Raw genomic sequence first — 17,384 nt, forward strand, 5'->3', positions numbered from 1 at the left:
ACACCTCTATTTGGAATAATTAAAACAGCCCTTCACGCAGCGCGCGCTCCAAACTTACCTGTGGAAACCAATTAATCTGTTGCGACAGCGCGTGATTGCTGGCGGACCAGTCATGATGGGTTAATTCGCGTATTTTGCTGCGCGTCAGCATCGGTTCCTGTTTGACCAGGCGGTTCCACACCACGCTGATATCCGCCAGGGCTTTCAGCAGCGGCAGCGGAATGCCTACCAGACGCACCGGCCCGTGCCGCACGGCGGCGCCGATGTCCCGCAGGCGCAGCCAGTTATAGCCTTCGGCCACGCCGTCGCACAGTTCGTAAATATTTGGCTGCGCGGGTTCGGCCTGCACCCATTGGCTGACCGCCTTGGCCAAATCGCTCACGTGCAGAAAAGAGAGCCTGGCGTCAGGCGCGCCCAGCCGGGGCAACACGCCGCGTAGCAGGCCGTTGAACAGCGGCTTCAGCTCTTTATCGCCGGGCCCGTAAACCGCCGTCGGGCGGAAAATCCCCAGCGCGACATCGCCGCTGGCGGCGATGAGTTGCTGTTCGGCGGCCTGTTTTGAATGAGCGTACCAGGACAGCGTCGGATGGCGGGCCGCCAGCGACGACATGAACAGGAAGCGATGACAGCGGCCGTTCTGCCTGGCGGCCTGCATCAAATTCAGGCTGCCGGTCACGTTGCAGCGGGTGAACACCGCTTCCGCATGCCCGCGCACCTGGCCCGCACAGTGCACCACGCACTCTGCGCCGCGCACCAGCTCGGTGAGCGAAGGCCGATCTTCCAGCGCGCCGGGGATCCACTGCAGGTTGTCGATGGCGGCTTTTCCGGCTTGCCGCGTCAGGGCGCGCACGCTAAACCCTTGCGCCAGCAGTTCCTGGACGATGTGCCGGCCGATAAAGCCGGTCGCGCCCGTCACCGCCACGGTGCCGCTCATTGCGCGAAACCGGCCAGCTGCGGCATTTGCGGGTAGAGCGAGGCGCTCAGCCAGCGTTTTTTGGCCTCGGCGCGGGCGGGTTTGCCCGACGACGTGCGGGGAATGCTGTGCGGCGGCAGCAGTTCGATGTCCACCGCGATGCCGAACTCGCTTTGAATGCGCGCGCTCAGCGAATGCACGATTTGCTCCCGGCGTTCTTCCGAGCTGACTCGGCACTGGATTTGCAAAATGATCCTGGCCGCCTCGTCGTGTTCTTCGGTCACGAAGGCAATCGCATCGCCGGAACGGATTTCTGGTTCAGATTCCGCGACGTACTCGATATCCTGCGGCCAGATATTGCGGCCGCGAATGATGATCAGATCTTTCTTGCGGCCGGTGACGTACAGATAGCCGTCCAGCAGATAGCCCAGATCGCCGGTGTCCATCCAGCCGGTCACCTGGATCTGTTGCTGGGATTCGTCGTCGCAGAAATAGCCGTTCATCAGGCTGGGGCCGGAAATCGTGATGTGGCCGACCTGGCGTTCCGGCAGCGGCTGCCCGGTTTCGCTGCGGATCTCGATGCGGTGGCCGGGCAACGCTCGGCCGCAGTTGACGAAGGTCGAGACGGCGCGGGTCTTCTTGCCGGGCGCGACCGCCTTACCCTCGTACTCCAAAATATCGCGGTCGACCGCGTTGGTTTGCGGGCCGGAGCAAGGGTCGGAAAAGCTTACCGCCAGGGTGTTCTCGGCCAGGCCGTAGCACGGCATGAAGGCTTTGCTGTCGAAGTTGATGCTGCTGAAGTGTTCGCCGAACTGGCCGAGCAGCTCGGCCGGGATCGGCTCGGCGCCCACGCCCGCGACTCGCCAGCTGGAGAGATCCAGATCGGCCAGCTCTTTGGCGTTGCTGCGGCGCAGGCACAGGTCGTAGCCGAACGGCGGGGCGACGGACACCGTGCCGCGATTCTTGGCGATCAGTTTCAGCCACTGCATCGGGCGCATGGCGAAATCTTGCGTGCGCAGGTAATCGACGGACAGCTGGGTCGCCACCGGGGTCAGCAGGAAACCGACCAGGCCCATATCGTGATAGAAGGGCAGCCAGGAGACGCAGCGGTCGCCCGCGCGCAGCTTGATCCCGTCGCGGCTGATCGCGTTCAGGTTCGCCATGGCCGCCCGCTGGGTAATGATCACGCCGCGCGGAAAGCGGGTGCTGCCCGAGGTGTATTGGAGATAGGCGATGTCGTCGGGCGAGGGCGCCGGCAACGCGATTTCCGGCTCCGGCAAGGCGTTAAAATCCTCGTCGCTGAGGATGTGCAGCGACGGCGCCTTTTCCGTGGCCGAGGCGATCAGCGGCGTCCACTCTTCGCTGCTGATGATTGCCGCGGGGTTACAGCTGGCGATCAGCCCCTTCAGCTTGGCGGTGTAGGAGTCGCGTTGGCCGACGCCCATCGGGATCGCCAGCGGCACCGCCACCAGGCCGGCATATTGGCAGGCGAAAAAGGCTTCGACGAATCCCGCGCTGGTTTCGGCGATCAGCGCCACGCGATCGCCTTTCTTGAGTTTCAGCGACAATAAACGCCGCGCGCCCGAGATCGCTTTTTGCTGCAGCGTGCGGTATTCGAGCACGGTCACAAGTTGATTGCGCCGATCGTAAAAATTCATTCCCGTATTGCCCAGCGCCGCGTAATCCAACGCGTCCACTAAAGTGGGGAAGTCCGCATAGCGCATGGGAAGAGAATGAACGGAACTTGTTTCAGACATAGACAAACTAGCCATAGATTAAAAATCACCAAAAGAGATAAAAGACTCTTGGCGAGGTAATTGATATTTTACTATGAATAGGTTTTGAATAAGTTTGTTATTCAACCATCTTCATTCCACGAACAGCGTATATTACCGTGCTTGAACGGTACGCCGGTTATTACCCGGGCAGAGTGTGAATTGCCCGTTTTATCAGCCTTGTACGGCACCCTGGCGATATACAGGGGGCTATTGTAAGCTCCGGGTTTCGCCGTTCTTTAGCCTGAATGTGTCGGGCAGGAAATAACTGTCGACTCATAGGTTTTGACCTCGTGCATGGCTATCTTAGAACTTAAACACTTCCTAAACAGTATGCCGCAAGAAATCAAAAAGTGAATGGCTCATTTAAGTTGAATCTTAAAAAGAGCATTAAGTGGTAAAAATGGCGATCCCGCTCCTGATTAAAGTCGGTACACTAAATGCGGCAGATTTCTTTTGCCCAAACAGCACGAAATAATAAAAGAGCATCATTAGCGTAGCATGTCAGCGCCGCTTTTTGTTTCCCTTTTTTCGAACAATCACGGAAACCTCAGGGCGAATATCGGGCAATGAGCACGCTGATTCACCGGGGGTAATATTCGGTTTTTCTTATCGTTGAACCGGAGGCAATACACAATCCAATTAAAGAGAACAGCATAAAAAATGCTAAAGGCGTTGTCGCGCGCTTATTTAATTATTTTATTAAAACGTAAGGCTATTTATGATCCGCATTGAGAAAGTTCTGGATAAACGCGAGCTTAAAGAATTTATTGCTTTCCCCTCGTTACTGTTTCGCGATGATCCAAACTGGATTGAGCCGCTGTATTTAGAGCGCGAAGAGCATCTGTCAAAGAAGAATCCCGGCACCGACCATATCGAATGGCAGGCGTGGGTGGCCAAAAAGCAGGGGAAGGTCGTTGGGCGCATCACCGCACAAATTGATTCCCTGCACCGCGAGCTGCATGGCGAGGATACCGGCCACTTCGGCATGATCGACGCCGTTGATGATCCCGCCGTATTCAGCGCGTTGTTCACGGTGGCGGAGGAGTGGTTGAGGTCGAAAGGCGCGCGCAAAATCACAGGGCCGTTCAGCCTCAATATCAATCAGGAAAGCGGCCTGTTGGTCGAGGGGTTCGACACTCCGCCCTCGGCGCTGATGACGCACGCCAAGCCTTATTACGCGCCCCAGATAGCGCAGCAGGGCTACAGCGAAGGGATTGATTTGCTTGCCTATTGGATGAAAAGAACCGATCTGCACTTTTCGCCGTCGTTAACCCGGATGATGGACCAGGTACGCAAAAAGGTGACCGTTCGCCGCCTCAACCGCAAGCGCTTTCGCGAGGAGATGCAGGTGCTGCGCGAGGTGTTCAACTCCGGGTGGCAGCATAACTGGGGGTTTGTCCCGTTCACCGAGCATGAGTTCGCCACCATGGGGGATCAGCTGAAGTTTCTGGTGCCCGACGATATGATCCATATCGCCGAGGTGGATGGCGCCCCCTGCGCCTTTATCGTCGGCTTGCCGAACATTAACGAAGCGATTGCCGATCTGCAGGGGCGGTTATTGCCGTTTGGCTGGGCGAAGTTATTGTGGCGGCTGAAGGTCAGCGGCGTGCGCACCGCGCGCGTGCCGTTGATGGGCGTGCGCCAGGAATATCAATTCAGCCGCATCGGGCCGATTATTGCGCTGTTGCTGATTGAGGCGCTGCGCGAGCCTTTCGCCAAGCGCAATATCGACGCATTGGAAATGTCTTGGATCCTGGAAACCAATACCGGCATGCGGACGATTTTAGAACGCATCGGCGCGGTTCCCTATAAGCGCTACCGCTTGTACGAGAAAACGCTTTAACCGGCTGATAACGTTTCGTCTTTTAACGTCCTCAGGATAATAAGCCCGCCAGGGCATTTTTCGCGCTGGTCGTTTCACTGTTGTGCGGGCATCGCGTGAGCGAATGAATCCTCTCCTGAGGGCAAACGGTTAAGGTCTTTAATTAATAAACCCGAGATAAATTCACGGCGCGTGATTTATTTGCGGGCGTTGTCGTCGTGTTGATGAGAGCAAATGCTATGCCTGGAAATAAGAAAAAGGGAATAAGCCGATTAACCTACAGCATAAGGAACTCATGGGCCGGGGTTATTGACGCGGTGCTTACCGAAGATGCGTTCCGCCAATTATTGGTTATTAACGCCATTTTACTGGTTGTTACATTTGGTTTAGATATTACAAAAATGGAGCGGCTGTTATTAATTATCTGCAGTTTCCTGCTATTGGTGGTGGAGCTGCTGAATACGGCGATTGAAACCGTGGTCGATCGCATTTCGCTGGAATTACATCCGTTATCCAAACGCGCTAAAGATTTGGGCGGCGCAGCGCAGCTGGTGGCGGTGGTGCTGACCATCGTGGTTTGGGCAACGGTGCTGCTGGGGCGATAGGGGTTTGAGTGGTTCAACCACCAGGCGGTTGTCGTGGCGATATAAGCGGTTATCATCGTTGTTTTGCGTTCAGCAAGGAGAGTACGCCGTTATGCCCGTGAATTTTGATCTCAACGATCTTTATGCGTTTCGCGCGCTGGTGGAGTACGGCAATTTTCGGCTGGCCGCAGAGTCCATCTGCCTGTCGCAGTCGGCATTGAGCCGCAGGATTGAGAAGCTGGAAAACGCGCTGGGCATCAAACTGTTCGATCGCACCACCCGGCGCGTGACCTTGACGCTGTACGGGCAGGCCTTCGCCGAACGTTCGGAGCAGCTGCTGATGAACGTCGAAGCGGTGATGGCCGATATCGATAAGGTCAGCCAGGAGCGGGTGGGGCTGGTCACCGTCGCCACGGTGCCGTCGGCGGCCTACTATTTCATGCCCGACGTGATACGCCGTTTCCGGCTTCGCTATCCGCGTGTGCGCGTTAAGCTGATCGACGGCAGCGCAGGCAATGTCATCGAGGCGGTCACCGGCGGCCAGGCCGATTTCGGCATCTGCTTTGCCGGGCGGCTGCAGCCTAATCTTGAGTTTGTGCCGTTGGTGGGGGACGTTTACGTGGCCGCCTGCCGGCGCGACCATCCGCTCGCCGGTAAAAAGAGCCTCACCTGGCGGGAGTTTTATCAGCAGGACTACGTGTCGCTGGATAAAACCTCCGGCAATCGCAATCTGCTCGATCAGCGCCTGGAACACCTCATGCCGGAGCGCCCCAGCGTGTGCGAAACTCGCCATGTGACGACCATGCTGGGCATGGTTGAGGCGGGCATCGGCATTGCCGCCGTGCCCGCCATGTCGATGCCCGCTTCAGAACATTCGGTGTTGACGTCGGTGCCACTGGTCGATCCGGTGGTGAAACGCAGCGTGGGCCTCATCAGACGCGGCGGCCGCATGCAGTCTTTCGTCGCCGCCGAGCTGGAAAAGCTGATTACTGAACAGTATCACTCAGCCTGACCGGCTGCTGCGCCGGCACGGTTCGCATGCCGGTCGCGCGAATGGTCGGCTGTGCCTGAGAGGAGGCGAGGAAGTCCAGCAGCGCTTTGCCTTCGCGACGGTGCTCCGCCTTGGCAGTTACCGCGCCGGCGAAGCGGGTGATGTACTGCACGTTTTCCGGCAGCTCGCCGATAAAGGTCACGCCCGCCACGGGCAGCAATTCGCTGACCTGCTGGAAGCCCAGCGCGTATTTCCCTTGCGCCACTTCAGAAGCCACCGGAATGCGCTCAACCACGTGCGCTTTTCCTTTCACCTGTTGCTCGATGCCCAGCTTTTTGAACAGTTGGCCGCTGACGTAGCGGCCGCTGGCGCTGTCGGAATAGGCGAAAGAGTCGGCTTGCAGCAAGGCATTGCGCAGGTCGGCATCCGTTTTTATCGCCGGTTTGGGCGCGCCCTGTTTCACCACTATGCCAATCGGCGAATCAGCCAGCTCCACGCGCGAACCCGGCTGGGTCCAGCGCTCTTTTTCCAGTTGGGTGAGCGCGTCGCCCACCATGATCAGCACATCGGCTTGCTCTCCGCGCGCCAGCCGCGCGGGGATCGCCTGCGGCGTTTTGCCCATCGAGGGGCCGGACACCAGAATGATTTTGTCGCCGCTTTGGGCTTCATACTCCGGGGCCAGCTTCTCCAGCGCGGCTTTGAAGCCGCCGGAGATCATGACGGTCACATCTTTGGCCAGCGCCGCCGTACTGAAGGAGGCGCACATGAGCAGGGTGATGATCGAACGAGTGAGTTTGTGCATGGCATCATTCCTTTTGAGATGGCGGCTTAGCGCGCGGTTTGCAGCGGCATGGCGATGCGGCGATACAGATACAGCGTCGCCAGCAAGGCGCACAGCGCGGCGAAGCTCATCCAGTAGCCCGGTGAAGCCTTGTCGCCGGTGTATTCGATCAACGCGGTGGAGACTACCGGCGTAAAGCCGCCGAATACCGCCGTCGCCAGGCTGTAGGCCAGCGAGAACCCGGCCACCCGCACTTCCGTTGGCATGATCTCCGTCAAGGCCGGGATCATGGCGCCGTTGTAGAGGCCGTAAATGAAGGACAGCCACAGCAGCACGGCCAGCATCATGCTGAAGCTGGGGGCGGCGGCGAGCAGGCTGAGCGCCGGGTAGGCGGTGGCCAGCGTCAGCAGCGTCATGGCGACCAGCACCGGTTTGCGGCCGAAGCGATCCGACAGCGCACCGCCGATGGGCAGCCAGATGAAGTTGGAAATCGCGACCAGTAAAGTGACCAGCAAGCTGTCGGAGGCGCTGAGCAGCAGCACCTTTTTGCCGAAGGTTGGCGCATACACGGTGATCAGGTAAAACGCGGTGGTGGTCATGGCGACCATCAGCATGCCGGCGATCACCACCGGCCAGTTTTTCAGCAGGGTTTTAAACACGTCGCGCATCGCCAGGTGGTGGCGGCGGGCGGTAAATTCCTGTGTTTCTTCCAGCTTGCGGCGCAGGAGGAAGATGAAGGGAACGATCAGGCAGCCAAACAGGAAAGGCAGGCGCCATCCCCACTCGCGAATAGCGCTTTCTTCCAGCGTCGCGTTGAGCGCGAAGCCCATTGCCGCCGCCACCATGATCGCCACCTGCTGGCTGCCGGACTGCCAGCTGGTGTAGAAGCCCTTACGGCCCGGCGTGGCGATTTCGGCCAGATAGACGGACACGCCGCCCAGCTCCGCGCCCGCCGAGAAGCCTTGCAGCAGGCGCCCGCACAGCACCAGCAGCGGCGCCCAAAGCCCGATGCTTTGGTAAGAAGGGATAAGCACGATCAGGAAGGTGCCCGTAGCCATGATCGACAGGGTGACGATCAGCCCTTTGCGGCGGCCGACTTTATCGATGTAAGCGCCCAGCACGATGGCGCCAATGGGACGCATCAGAAAACCTGCGCCGAATACCGCGAAGGTCATCATCAGCGAGGCAAATTCGCTGCTGGCCGGGAAAAAGGTGTGTGCGATGTAGGTGGCGTAAAAGCCGAACAGAAAGAAGTCGAACTGTTCCAGAAAGTTGCCGGAGGTGACGCGCAGGATCGCGCCGGCTCGGGTCCGGGTGGTCATGGGTGAGGTAGAGGAATGCATCTTTATCTCCAGTTTGCTATTGGCGCCTGACGCCACGCCTGTTGCTGAAGACTCGCTCAGGAAAATAAACTAAATAAGCGCAATAAACGCATGGCGCGATGCGTTTGGCGCATCAATCGGCGTTAACAATACTGCCTAACCCGATGTAACGTGGCGTTAACAAATTTATTGCTCACCGCCCGCGGCGTAGAACGCCGAAAACGGCATGCGCATTTTGTGACAGGGTTCATAAAGGGGCGGCGGGGAAAGAAGGCAGTGACCAGGCAGTAACGGTTTCTGGGCCAGAGGGTTGTGCCGGCTGGGTACGGCGATACTTACCCGCTCACATGATCCTGCTCTGGCTTCAACCTAACCGCGGGATCGCCCAATACGACATAATTACGAATATCATCGCGCGCGATTTGCAATGCCAGCAATTCAGCGGCGGGGACGGTTTGTCCATTCAGTTTGTTATTCAGTTTTTCCAACAGCCTGGTGCTTAGCACCCCCCACTGCCCGTTGAACGCGTCGGTGGCCATACCGACGCGTTGGCCGGCAAGCAAGCGATGGATGACGTCTCGAAATCGTTGGGGCTGCGCCATACCGATTTCAGAAAGGAAGCTGGATGCCCACACCCGATCAATATGCCCCAGAGAAGCCAGAACGCCCCCCTGAGGAAGCGTCATGAGTTTTTGCGGCAGGCGGGCCGTCATCGCATGCGGCGCAATGCGAACGCGATCCGCGTCAGAGAGAAAGTTATCGAACGCCGGTGTACCGGCGCCATAGCAGGCAAAAAACAAATGGATCATGCCATGAACGTTGGCATGCTCTGGAATATCTTGTGCGGCAAACCAGTGTTCATGGGTGATATCGCCATAAGCGGGCCAATCCTGACACACCAATGCCCCTTGATGTTCTGCCAGTCGAGGGTCGCTGGCCTGAAAGGCCATGCCGTGCGTGCCCGTGATCAGCAGCGAAGGCGGGTTATGTGGGGCGCTGAGCAGGTGGCTCAGGCAGGCTTTGGTCGCTTGCTCGCTTAATGAACTGTTTAACGCAAAGCGATATTTTTCCCCCAACGGCCCGAGTGAACCTGTGCCAGTGCCAAAGGGGGTGGCGACATGCTTGATGAACAACTGGGTGGCGCGATCGAAATCATGGCGGGTCGCGAACAGTTCGATACGCCGAGCTGTTTTGCGAGTGGCATCTGTTTCATGGGCCACGACGCTGTCTGCATAGGCGGTAAATTCTTCAAGCGTGGGGAAATCCAATCGCCCAACCCCGGCGACGAGATCCAGCGCATATTGAAATTCAAACGGAATGGCCTCTGGCGAACCGATCAGGACAAGATAATAAGGCATGCCGAGATCGGGGTTAATCATGTCTAATGAGGAACCATGGCGATTAAGCCAGCCGCTGGCGCTTTCACCCTGTCGGTAACCGTCCGGACCGGCGAAGATGCGGAGTGTGCCGCCGGCCTGCCGCCGTCGCAATTCAATCAGGGGGGCCAGCGCGGCCAAATGAGGTGTAGAGTCCCTATTCGCGGCGAAGATGAGCCCCCAGCCACTTTCGGACAGTTGGTCGGCATCGAAACCGAATTGCAACCCCAAATGCGCTCTGTTGGGAAATGCCGCGCCGACGGTTTGTCCGAGCAGTGATTCAGCTGCAGACTGATGCTGCTCGTGCTGGCCCATGCCCCCGGTTTCCAATGGCAACCCCGTATCAGCGTGAATGCCGAAAGCCAGTAGCGGCATCTGTTCTTCGTCAATCATGATGCGTCCGCCGTTTTGAGCGCCGCTTGCCAGAGCAGATGAGCCACTTCGGGGCCGGCAATATCGCTGTGCGAGCCGGAGATGCCGTCGCCATGGCAAATAAAATTGCTGCTGTTCACGTTATAAATGTGAGCCGGAACGAAGGCATAGGCGCCGGCACCTGACAAGAGGGTAATATTGTGAACGGTGGGTATGCCACAAATGCCCAACGCGCCAATTGCGGCATAGAGCGGGGGAAACATATAGGCGACCTGGCCTGCCACCCCTGCAGCCCAGGGATAAAGTTTGCCGACGGCCATGTCGCTGTCAGAGCGCGTAGCCACTAAAGGACCGCTGATTTTCTTTTCCACCAGGATGTTATTGAAGAATCCGGCCGTTTCATGTGATGTAGGGAGTGATGAGGTAAAGGACCAGATCGACATGGCGCCTTGGACCAATACGCAAGAGTTTATCGGGAATGGCAACGGCGCAGCGCCTGCGGGGCCCGCAATGGCCGCGCTGGCGACAATGCAACCGAAACTGTGTCCCATCAGGTGGATGCGTACGGCGGGTGAGGCTTGCTGCATAGCGCGCAGCAGAGGATGCAGCCCTCTTTCGCCGACGTCTTTGGCTCTTTTCTTCATCGTCCAAAAGGTTAATTGCCGCAGAGGCGCCAGTAACGGGTTGTCGCCGACATCATTACCGAAGGCCACATTATTGACGGCTTCAGCCACGGTTTGATCGGGATCGAAAGGCAGACGATCGGCGGAGCCTTCACCCGGTGCGCCGTTGGCACCCAAATCCAGTGCGGCATTGAGCTCTAAATAGGCCGCACGCAATGTGTCGGATAATGTCATTGACGCGGAGTCTGTGCGTATTTCATCAAAGATTTTATACAACGCTGCCCGGACTTCCGGTGTGCCGCCGAGCTCCTCGGTATGGCTGTCGACCCTCTTGCTCAATGTCTGCCCGTTAGCGGGGGAGAAACTGATGTCTGAGGCCTCTTTTTCATCCCCCCATGCCAGGCTGGGCCAGTGAAAGCCAATGTGCATTTCTTGAAACGAGGGGATTTGTTGCTGCATATGCCGGCGATCTTCATCCAGCGAGGCAAAAGCGCCGATCCAACTGTCAAATTGAGCGAAGGCTTTGGCCTTATCCTGATGCCAGCCGTGGCAGCGAATGAACACGTCGGTAATGTCGTTCTCCACCAGGGATGACAGCATCAACTCGCTCAGTTTGCCGTTAGGCGCATCGGGATCGTTATCTTGCTCCGCGCCGTTTTTATCAGTGACAATCATGAAATAGCGGGTGTCCGTTGTCGGGATCGTGCGGTATGGCATACAACCTCCTAAAAAGTCATTTCGGTTGATTGTCGGGGCAGGGGGCGTTAATGGACGCGTAGTGGAAGTATTTGTTGATTTCTTCACGATCGAAGTTCTGGCGATTGGCCAATTTGCAGGCCTGTTTTACCCAACTTTCCATGCGCAGATCCCAAATGGCTGTCCCGGCGCTTGATGAAGAAACCAGCCATTTTCCGTCTTGGGAAATGGCGAGGGCAGTGAGTGGCGTAATGTGGAAATCTTGAACGATGCGCATGGCTGAACCTGCGAAGATCAAGGACAACTGCCCCTTGTTGTCCGCCATGGCGACGATGTCGTTACCACTGGCAGCCAAGAGATGGGGGATAAAAAACGAATCGTTTTTCTTCTGTGTGAACGACCAGTCCTCCCCACTCATTGTTGTGGAATATATCTTGCCTGAAAAGTTGCTCAGCAGCAGGGTGCTGCCTGAAGCGTCGAACGCCAGAGTTTCGATCGGTCCGAGAGTATCGGAAAGCGCGTTTTGAGCCAGAATGGTACGACTGGGGACGAACTCAAGCGTATCACGCGACTTCGGGTTGAATACCCATGAGACGATTTTATTCTTGTCACTTACGGTGATGATCTCTTCACTGTCGGGTCTGAACCAAGGCAAGGGAAAAGCGATGCCGCTCGGGGTTTTAATTTCTTGGCACGTGAATCCATAGGCGGCTGATGCGGTGAGGCGATACAGTTTGTTGGCGGGCTTTCGTCCGTTCTTGCCGACGAGGGTGATCGCCAGCAGGGAGCCTGCGTCATTAACGCGAATGGCGACGATGCGGCGGCCTGGCGGTTGCCGCAGGCACGCCAGCGGCTCGCCATTGGAGGGTGAGGTCAATATATTGCGAAACACCGTAACGCCTTGTTGTTGTGCGGCAAAGAGCGTCACGGTGGAGGGTGACCAGGCGAGAGCGACGACGTCCGATACCGGCAACTGCCGAAGGCGCGTTGGTTGGCCGGTATTGGCGTCCAACCGATATTGCGTCAGCCCCGTAGCCTGCACGGTGAATATTTGACGGTTTTCTGTACCGTCGACAAACAGTGCAGGCGCGCGGGAGCTCAGCAAAAATTGCCCGAACGGATGCCTGTCAACGCGCAAATTGACTCTGAGTATGTCGCCGGCTTCACTGGTGACATAGGCGTTTTGCTCATCAGGCTCGGTCGCGACGCTGACCAACTGCCGCGGAAATTGCAAAAGGGTGCGGTTGGCGGGAGCGGCGGCATTATTGTTCGAAAATGGCCACAATTTGAGGCTTCCATCCCAGCTTAACGACAAGAGGTCTCCATTTTGCAGATACTTGAGTTGTGCGACGGTTTGCTGATGTGCGTTGATAATTGTAGGCGAGTAAGAGAACGACGATTTTTGCAAGGGGGCGTCGGCTCGCGGCGAAACATCCTTTTCGACGTTATTCTTGGTCGGAGAAAGGTGTGAAGTGTCCCAGATATAAATGTAGCCATCCCTGCTGCCGGCTGCGATAAATCGTCCATCGGGGCTGATGTCGATACTGTAAAGAGTTTTGCTGTACTCGGTCTCTGGCTCGATGGCCGCCAATGGGACGGACTGTTGCGGTTTACCTTGACTAAACGTCTGCCATTTGACTGTCATGCTGGTGGCGATGGCGACCTTATCGAGAGCGTTCTTGGGGGTTGTGGCGGCGATCGCCATTACGGCGTTGGTTTTCTTCTTGGTGGGTTGTGACAATAATTCAAACTTGGCCTCGGATATTTTCCAGGTGGCCAGCGTACCGTCTTGATATCCGGCAAAAAGCCAGTTGTCGGTGGCTGTGATGGTGCGTACCTTGCTGCTTACAGGTTTCCCCTTGTCACTCACGGGTTGATTCAGCGGAGCTCCCACGGTTTTTTTTGTTGTCAGATCCCAGATGCGGATCGTTCCGTTGATATCACCGATCGCCAAGAGTTGGGGCGTAACGAATGCTAATGCCGCAATGCCTTTGGGATGCGCTTGCTGTATCTCTCTGAGGGGGATTAGTTCGCTATTTTCTCCACAGCTCTTTATCGAGTAACGGCCACTGCCGATCTTGGCGCTAACGCATTCGTTCTCGCGGATTCGCACTACGGTGGTTTTGCCATCGCCGAGTGTATCAATGCGCTCAAGTTGCCTATAGCGGCCGAGATAGTCGCCGAGAAACGTTTGAAACTTGAACGTTGGCAGATTGCCTGAGTTGGCTGGTAACCGTAACTGCGCGCCGGCCGCGGTGGCTAAGGCTTCCAAACTTGGAATGGGGTGATCGTTGAGAATGGAAAGAATACCGGTTTGAATGGCGATATAATTCAACCCGAGCTTGGTTTTCTGTTGTTCAGCCTCGGTTTTCTGTTGTTCATCGGCGATTTTGTCAACAAAGAAACCAATAATTATCGCCAAAACGGCAATGACCAAACTTGAAGCGCAAAAAAGCTGCCGTTTCCTGCGGCGATACGACGCATACGCCGCGAGGAATCGCGCCTCGACTTTTGAATCAGGAGCATCGCTTTCCGCCAGCCTCATTTTTCGTTGGGTACGGTATGGCAGGGCGCGAAAGTAATCTGTTTTTTCGCCGTCCATATGCCATATATGTGCCTGTTTTTGCCATTCTTTCAGATTGTTGTTGCGCCACTCTTCTATGCTGCGGCGTACGGGACTGGCTAAACGATCGTGCGCCAATTCATACCACATGCCGTCTTCACGGCTTTGGCGACGGATGAGATGGTGCTCCTCGAGCTTTTGAATTTCCTGAAGTGATGGCCCGTCTGTGCTTTGCGGGCTGAAAATCACGGCGGAGCGGCGCCCACTTAACGTCAGCAGATACCGGTCTATCCAATCTCCCAGCGTTCTGCGGCGATGCGGGTCTTGCGCCGCCAGATTGAGCGTATTGGTGCAGTAATCCAGTAAGGCATTGTCCGGGTTATATCCCGTCACGTCGGCGACGCGAACCTCACAGACCTGCCGCTCGGTTTGGCTTAAGGTGTTCCACAGATCCGTGCAGACAACCTGCAGCTGTACCGGTTCCACGGTCTTACTCGGGCGTGCGCCTTCCGGCGCTTTAATCAATTCGCTGACCAGCACCTGCGCCGCATCTGTTCCGTCTTGCTCTGGAAAAGCGACGCCCATGGCTTCTGCCGGTCCCTTGATGGCGGCGACGGCTTGCTCAACCGACAACAGGTTTAAACGGTAGGTATTGTTAAGGCGGGTCGGAATGTCATCGCGGAAATCATCAAGCCAGGAGAAGTATTCTTCTCGCATGCTGATGATGAGCCAGATGGTTCTGTCATCGTTTGACAGCAGTTCTTTCAACTGTTGGAAAAAGGCTTTTTGTTTCTCAGAGGGGACATTACCGGTTAACACTTCCTCAAATTGATCGAGCACCAACAGCAGGCGCTTCGGCGGATCAGATTCAGGCAGAGGGATACGGTTGAAGTAGGTAAGGAGCGTATCATCGGGACGAAGAGGGCCAAAACTATCTTGGTCCAGGCGCTGCAAGAGGGAGTTGACCGGATCGGTATCATAAGCCTGTGCGATGCGCAGCACGGGTAAAACATGGAACAGCGTTGTCAGTGTGGATAAAAGGCCGTTCTTGGCCATCAAAAGCGAGGTTTTACCCGCCCCGGAAGGGGAGTACAGCACGATTATCCGATCCGAGATTAAGCGCCATTGCAGCTGTTCAATGTCTGCGTCGCGGCCGAAGAGCGTTTGTTCGGCGCTAAAAGGGCTGGGGCCTACGTAAGGAACGTTCATGATTTCTTCCTGGTGCGGGCATTTAATTCCGCCATAAAGGTGGTAACGTCTCCCCAGTACAGACGCCATTGGGCCTTAGTCTGCAGGTATTTTTCGATATAGCGGCGTGCGCTGCCGGGATCAAGAATGCTGTTTGGATCAATTTGCACAGAGAAATGTTCGATATTTTTGCGCAGGTCATGGCCTTCCAACAGTAAAAGGCTGCGAAACAGTACCCGAAACTCCCAGGATTCAGCCTGCAGGCCGACAAACAGCAGCGCGCTGCTGTTCAGCCTGGCGCGCACGTAAAGGGGAATGGCGTCTTGGGCGGAAGAGACTTTGGTCAGGTAGTCAAAAAAGTCATCTTCGGTTAATACCAGCGATTCTGGCGTGGATAAATCCCCGAAGAGCTTGAGCACAATCGGATGGGTCTCGGTGCCTTTGTCCGCCAGGCCGACAGGGGCTCGGCTGACATAGTCGGTATCGCAAATTTCAGCGTGTATATTCCACCTCAGCAGGCGCACTGTCGGCGTCGTGTTCTGTTCTTTGAGGGCATCGACCAGTAGATCGCTGGGATCGGTGGTGATATAAACCGGGAGTTTATAGCCGGCCAAGATCCGCAACGGATCAAGAGGGGTGCGGGCGCGGATTTTTTGCCCCACCACTGAAACCAGCTCTCCTAGTGATGTGTAGATCTCCATTTGATCTAAACCTTTTAACCGGTCCGGCACATCGTCAGGATATTTCTCAAGAATTCGCTCATAGACGTACTTGTAAAATTCCTGACAGGGGTAGTCGTCTTGCCGCGTCACGGCAAGATATTGCGCAATCTGCGGCAGACCCGCCACGTCGTGCCCACCTAACGGGTAGTGGTAGATATCCCCCCATTCACTCGCCAGCTCTCGCCGCGAGCCGAACAGCGCTTCGTTCATGCTCGGGCCGAGGATTGGGGTGCTGTAGCGAGTGTCAATGTTATTGACGATCTGCGTCCAGGGATCCTTATTTTCGGCGGAAACACCGAATCCGGGTGGATACCAAATACGCGCATTATTCAACCGGGTAAAAACGACCGGGATCCACCAATCCGGTGAGTCCATGATTTTTGCCCGCGCACCGGCGGTCGCGCGATCGACTTCACCATGCTCCGCCAGCTGTCTGAAAAACTCCGGGATAAATTGCGTTGCCGCTGACATCGACAGTTTGCCCTGCATAGCAAGTACCGCCGGCACGCCCTCTTTGGCCAACATGGGGCCCAGGGCGACCAGCGCGTCGCGTGCGGGATTGCCGGCACCGGCGCTTTGGCAGGAGCATAGGACGACCAGGCTGGGAATTCTTTCCAGCGCGCCCAAACGCGCGGCGAAATCTTCGCCTGTGACGCTGGCGGCATTCCCGGCCTCATCCTCCAACCACAATACGGCACCTTGCTGCCCGACAATGCCGTGGCACATGAGATAGAGAATGTCGGCTCCCTCTTTTATGCCTTCGATAATCGCCTGCAGCGTCGCGCTTCCGCGCCGCGTGAGCGTGGCTAACGGAACATGACGCAGGGCATTTTCAGCGAGTTCCTGCTCATGAGGAACGTTGATGGACGGAAAGGTTTCCGACAGGTCCTGAGGATTGGCGATGGCCAATAGTGCCTTAATACCTTGTTTAGGGCGCAACATCGGCAGGCGGTAAGTTCGGGCCGCCAGATAGCGTGAAAAAACGCACTGATTGCTGCGTAAGAGATGCGTGGCTGGATCGGAGGGGTCAAGCAGCGTTTCCCAAGGGAGGCTGTGCAATATAGATGCGTTTGAATCGATAAGTAGGCGTATTTTTAGCGGGCTTTGTTGATGGCCGGAAAATGCCCGGGCGGACGTGAATGCATCACGCAGCGCAGGTGGCATAAACAGTGAGTCCGATAATAATCGGCCCATTCTTTGCGGGTTGCCGGAATAAAATGTCGGGTCGTGGATATTTAATGCCAACGGGATGAAAGGGGTAATATTTTCGCTTTCGTCAAAGCGCTGTCGAAAACTGGCTTGAAATTCATCGAGTGAATTTCGTTGAAACACGATTTCAAGTTCCGCGTAGCCTTTCATGAACGCACCCCCGACAGTAGCGTTGTCGACAGCATTGACGACCAAAACGAGAGAGGGAGGCGGGAGTCTATCCAGCGTATTTCAGCACGTAGTTATTTAGATAACTGATTTTTTTATTTAATCTTTTGCTGAGATACAGGGTGTCCAGAGCGTCGCCGGCCAGTTCGTGACGGTATAATATACATCTAGCTTGAATAAGGATTTCTGTCCAATACGGCGCGGTGTTAATGAAGAGCGCTTCGCTAATGAAATAAAATAAGGACGGAAATTAATAGATAAATAACGATAGGATGA

Annotated in this window: 11 protein-coding genes; 3 read left to right on the plus strand and 8 right to left on the minus strand. The window is 56.2% G+C overall.

Going from position 1 to position 17,384, the window contains the following annotated elements; translation table 11 throughout:
• Positions 1-19 precede the first annotated feature (19 nt).
• Positions 20-934 carry an NAD-dependent epimerase/dehydratase family protein gene (locus tag AWX27_RS06525; protein ID WP_060420304.1) on the minus strand — a complete coding sequence of 305 codons (915 nt, stop codon included), beginning with the start codon at positions 932-934 and terminating at the stop codon, positions 20-22.
• Positions 931-2,670, minus strand: coding sequence for a fatty acyl-AMP ligase (locus AWX27_RS06530; RefSeq protein ID WP_172906261.1), 1,740 nt, complete (start codon positions 2,668-2,670; stop codon positions 931-933). Before AWX27_RS06530 ends, AWX27_RS06525 begins: the two co-directional genes overlap by 4 nt.
• Positions 2,671-3,409: 739 nt before the next feature.
• On the opposite strand from AWX27_RS06530, the gene AWX27_RS06535 reads away from it, so the two are divergent.
• From AWX27_RS06535 to AWX27_RS06545, 3 genes are all read left to right on the plus strand, one after another.
• Positions 3,410-4,534, plus strand: coding sequence for a DNA-binding protein (locus tag AWX27_RS06535; protein ID WP_060420308.1), 1,125 nt, complete (start codon positions 3,410-3,412; stop codon positions 4,532-4,534).
• A 218-nt stretch (positions 4,535-4,752) separates the two neighbouring features.
• Positions 4,753-5,118, plus strand: coding sequence for a diacylglycerol kinase (locus AWX27_RS06540; protein WP_072265422.1), 366 nt, complete (start codon positions 4,753-4,755; stop codon positions 5,116-5,118).
• Between the two features lie 91 nt (positions 5,119-5,209).
• A complete protein-coding gene (locus AWX27_RS06545) occupies positions 5,210-6,109 on the plus strand; it encodes an L-proline-binding transcription factor PsrA (protein ID WP_060420312.1) in 900 nt (299 codons plus the stop codon).
• Here AWX27_RS06545 and AWX27_RS06550 read toward each other — a convergent pair.
• From AWX27_RS06550 to AWX27_RS06575, 6 genes are all read right to left on the minus strand, one after another.
• Positions 6,084-6,890 (minus strand): substrate-binding domain-containing protein, encoded by an 807-nt coding sequence (locus AWX27_RS06550; protein ID WP_060420314.1) that lies wholly within the window; start codon positions 6,888-6,890, stop codon positions 6,084-6,086. The two genes, AWX27_RS06545 and AWX27_RS06550, sit on opposite strands and share 26 nt — an antisense overlap.
• A 26-nt stretch (positions 6,891-6,916) precedes the next feature.
• The gene (locus AWX27_RS06555; RefSeq protein WP_060420316.1) at positions 6,917-8,212 is read right to left on the minus strand and encodes an MFS transporter; all 1,296 of its coding nucleotides are present in this window, start codon (positions 8,210-8,212) and stop codon (positions 6,917-6,919) included.
• A gap of 314 nt (positions 8,213-8,526) precedes the next feature.
• On the minus strand, positions 8,527-9,960 hold the full coding sequence (locus AWX27_RS06560) for a C25 family cysteine peptidase (RefSeq protein WP_072265421.1): 1,434 nt from the start codon (positions 9,958-9,960) through the stop codon (positions 8,527-8,529).
• Positions 9,957-11,279, minus strand: coding sequence for a hypothetical protein (locus tag AWX27_RS06565; protein WP_060420318.1), 1,323 nt, complete (start codon positions 11,277-11,279; stop codon positions 9,957-9,959). The genes AWX27_RS06560 and AWX27_RS06565 overlap by 4 nt, the downstream gene beginning before the upstream one ends.
• 16 nt (positions 11,280-11,295) lie before the next feature.
• On the minus strand, positions 11,296-15,030 hold the full coding sequence (locus tag AWX27_RS06570) for an NACHT and WD repeat domain-containing protein (RefSeq protein WP_060420320.1): 3,735 nt from the start codon (positions 15,028-15,030) through the stop codon (positions 11,296-11,298).
• Entirely contained in the window at positions 15,027-17,090 is a 2,064-nt protein-coding gene (locus AWX27_RS06575; RefSeq protein ID WP_060420863.1) for a CHAT domain-containing protein, read from the minus strand. The genes AWX27_RS06570 and AWX27_RS06575 overlap by 4 nt, the downstream gene beginning before the upstream one ends.
• Between the last annotated feature and the right edge of the window lie 294 nt (positions 17,091-17,384).

It is taken from the genome of Serratia sp. 2880STDY5682894 (genome assembly GCF_001537385.1).
GTDB classification, from domain to species: Bacteria; Pseudomonadota; Gammaproteobacteria; order Enterobacterales; family Enterobacteriaceae; genus Serratia; species Serratia nevei.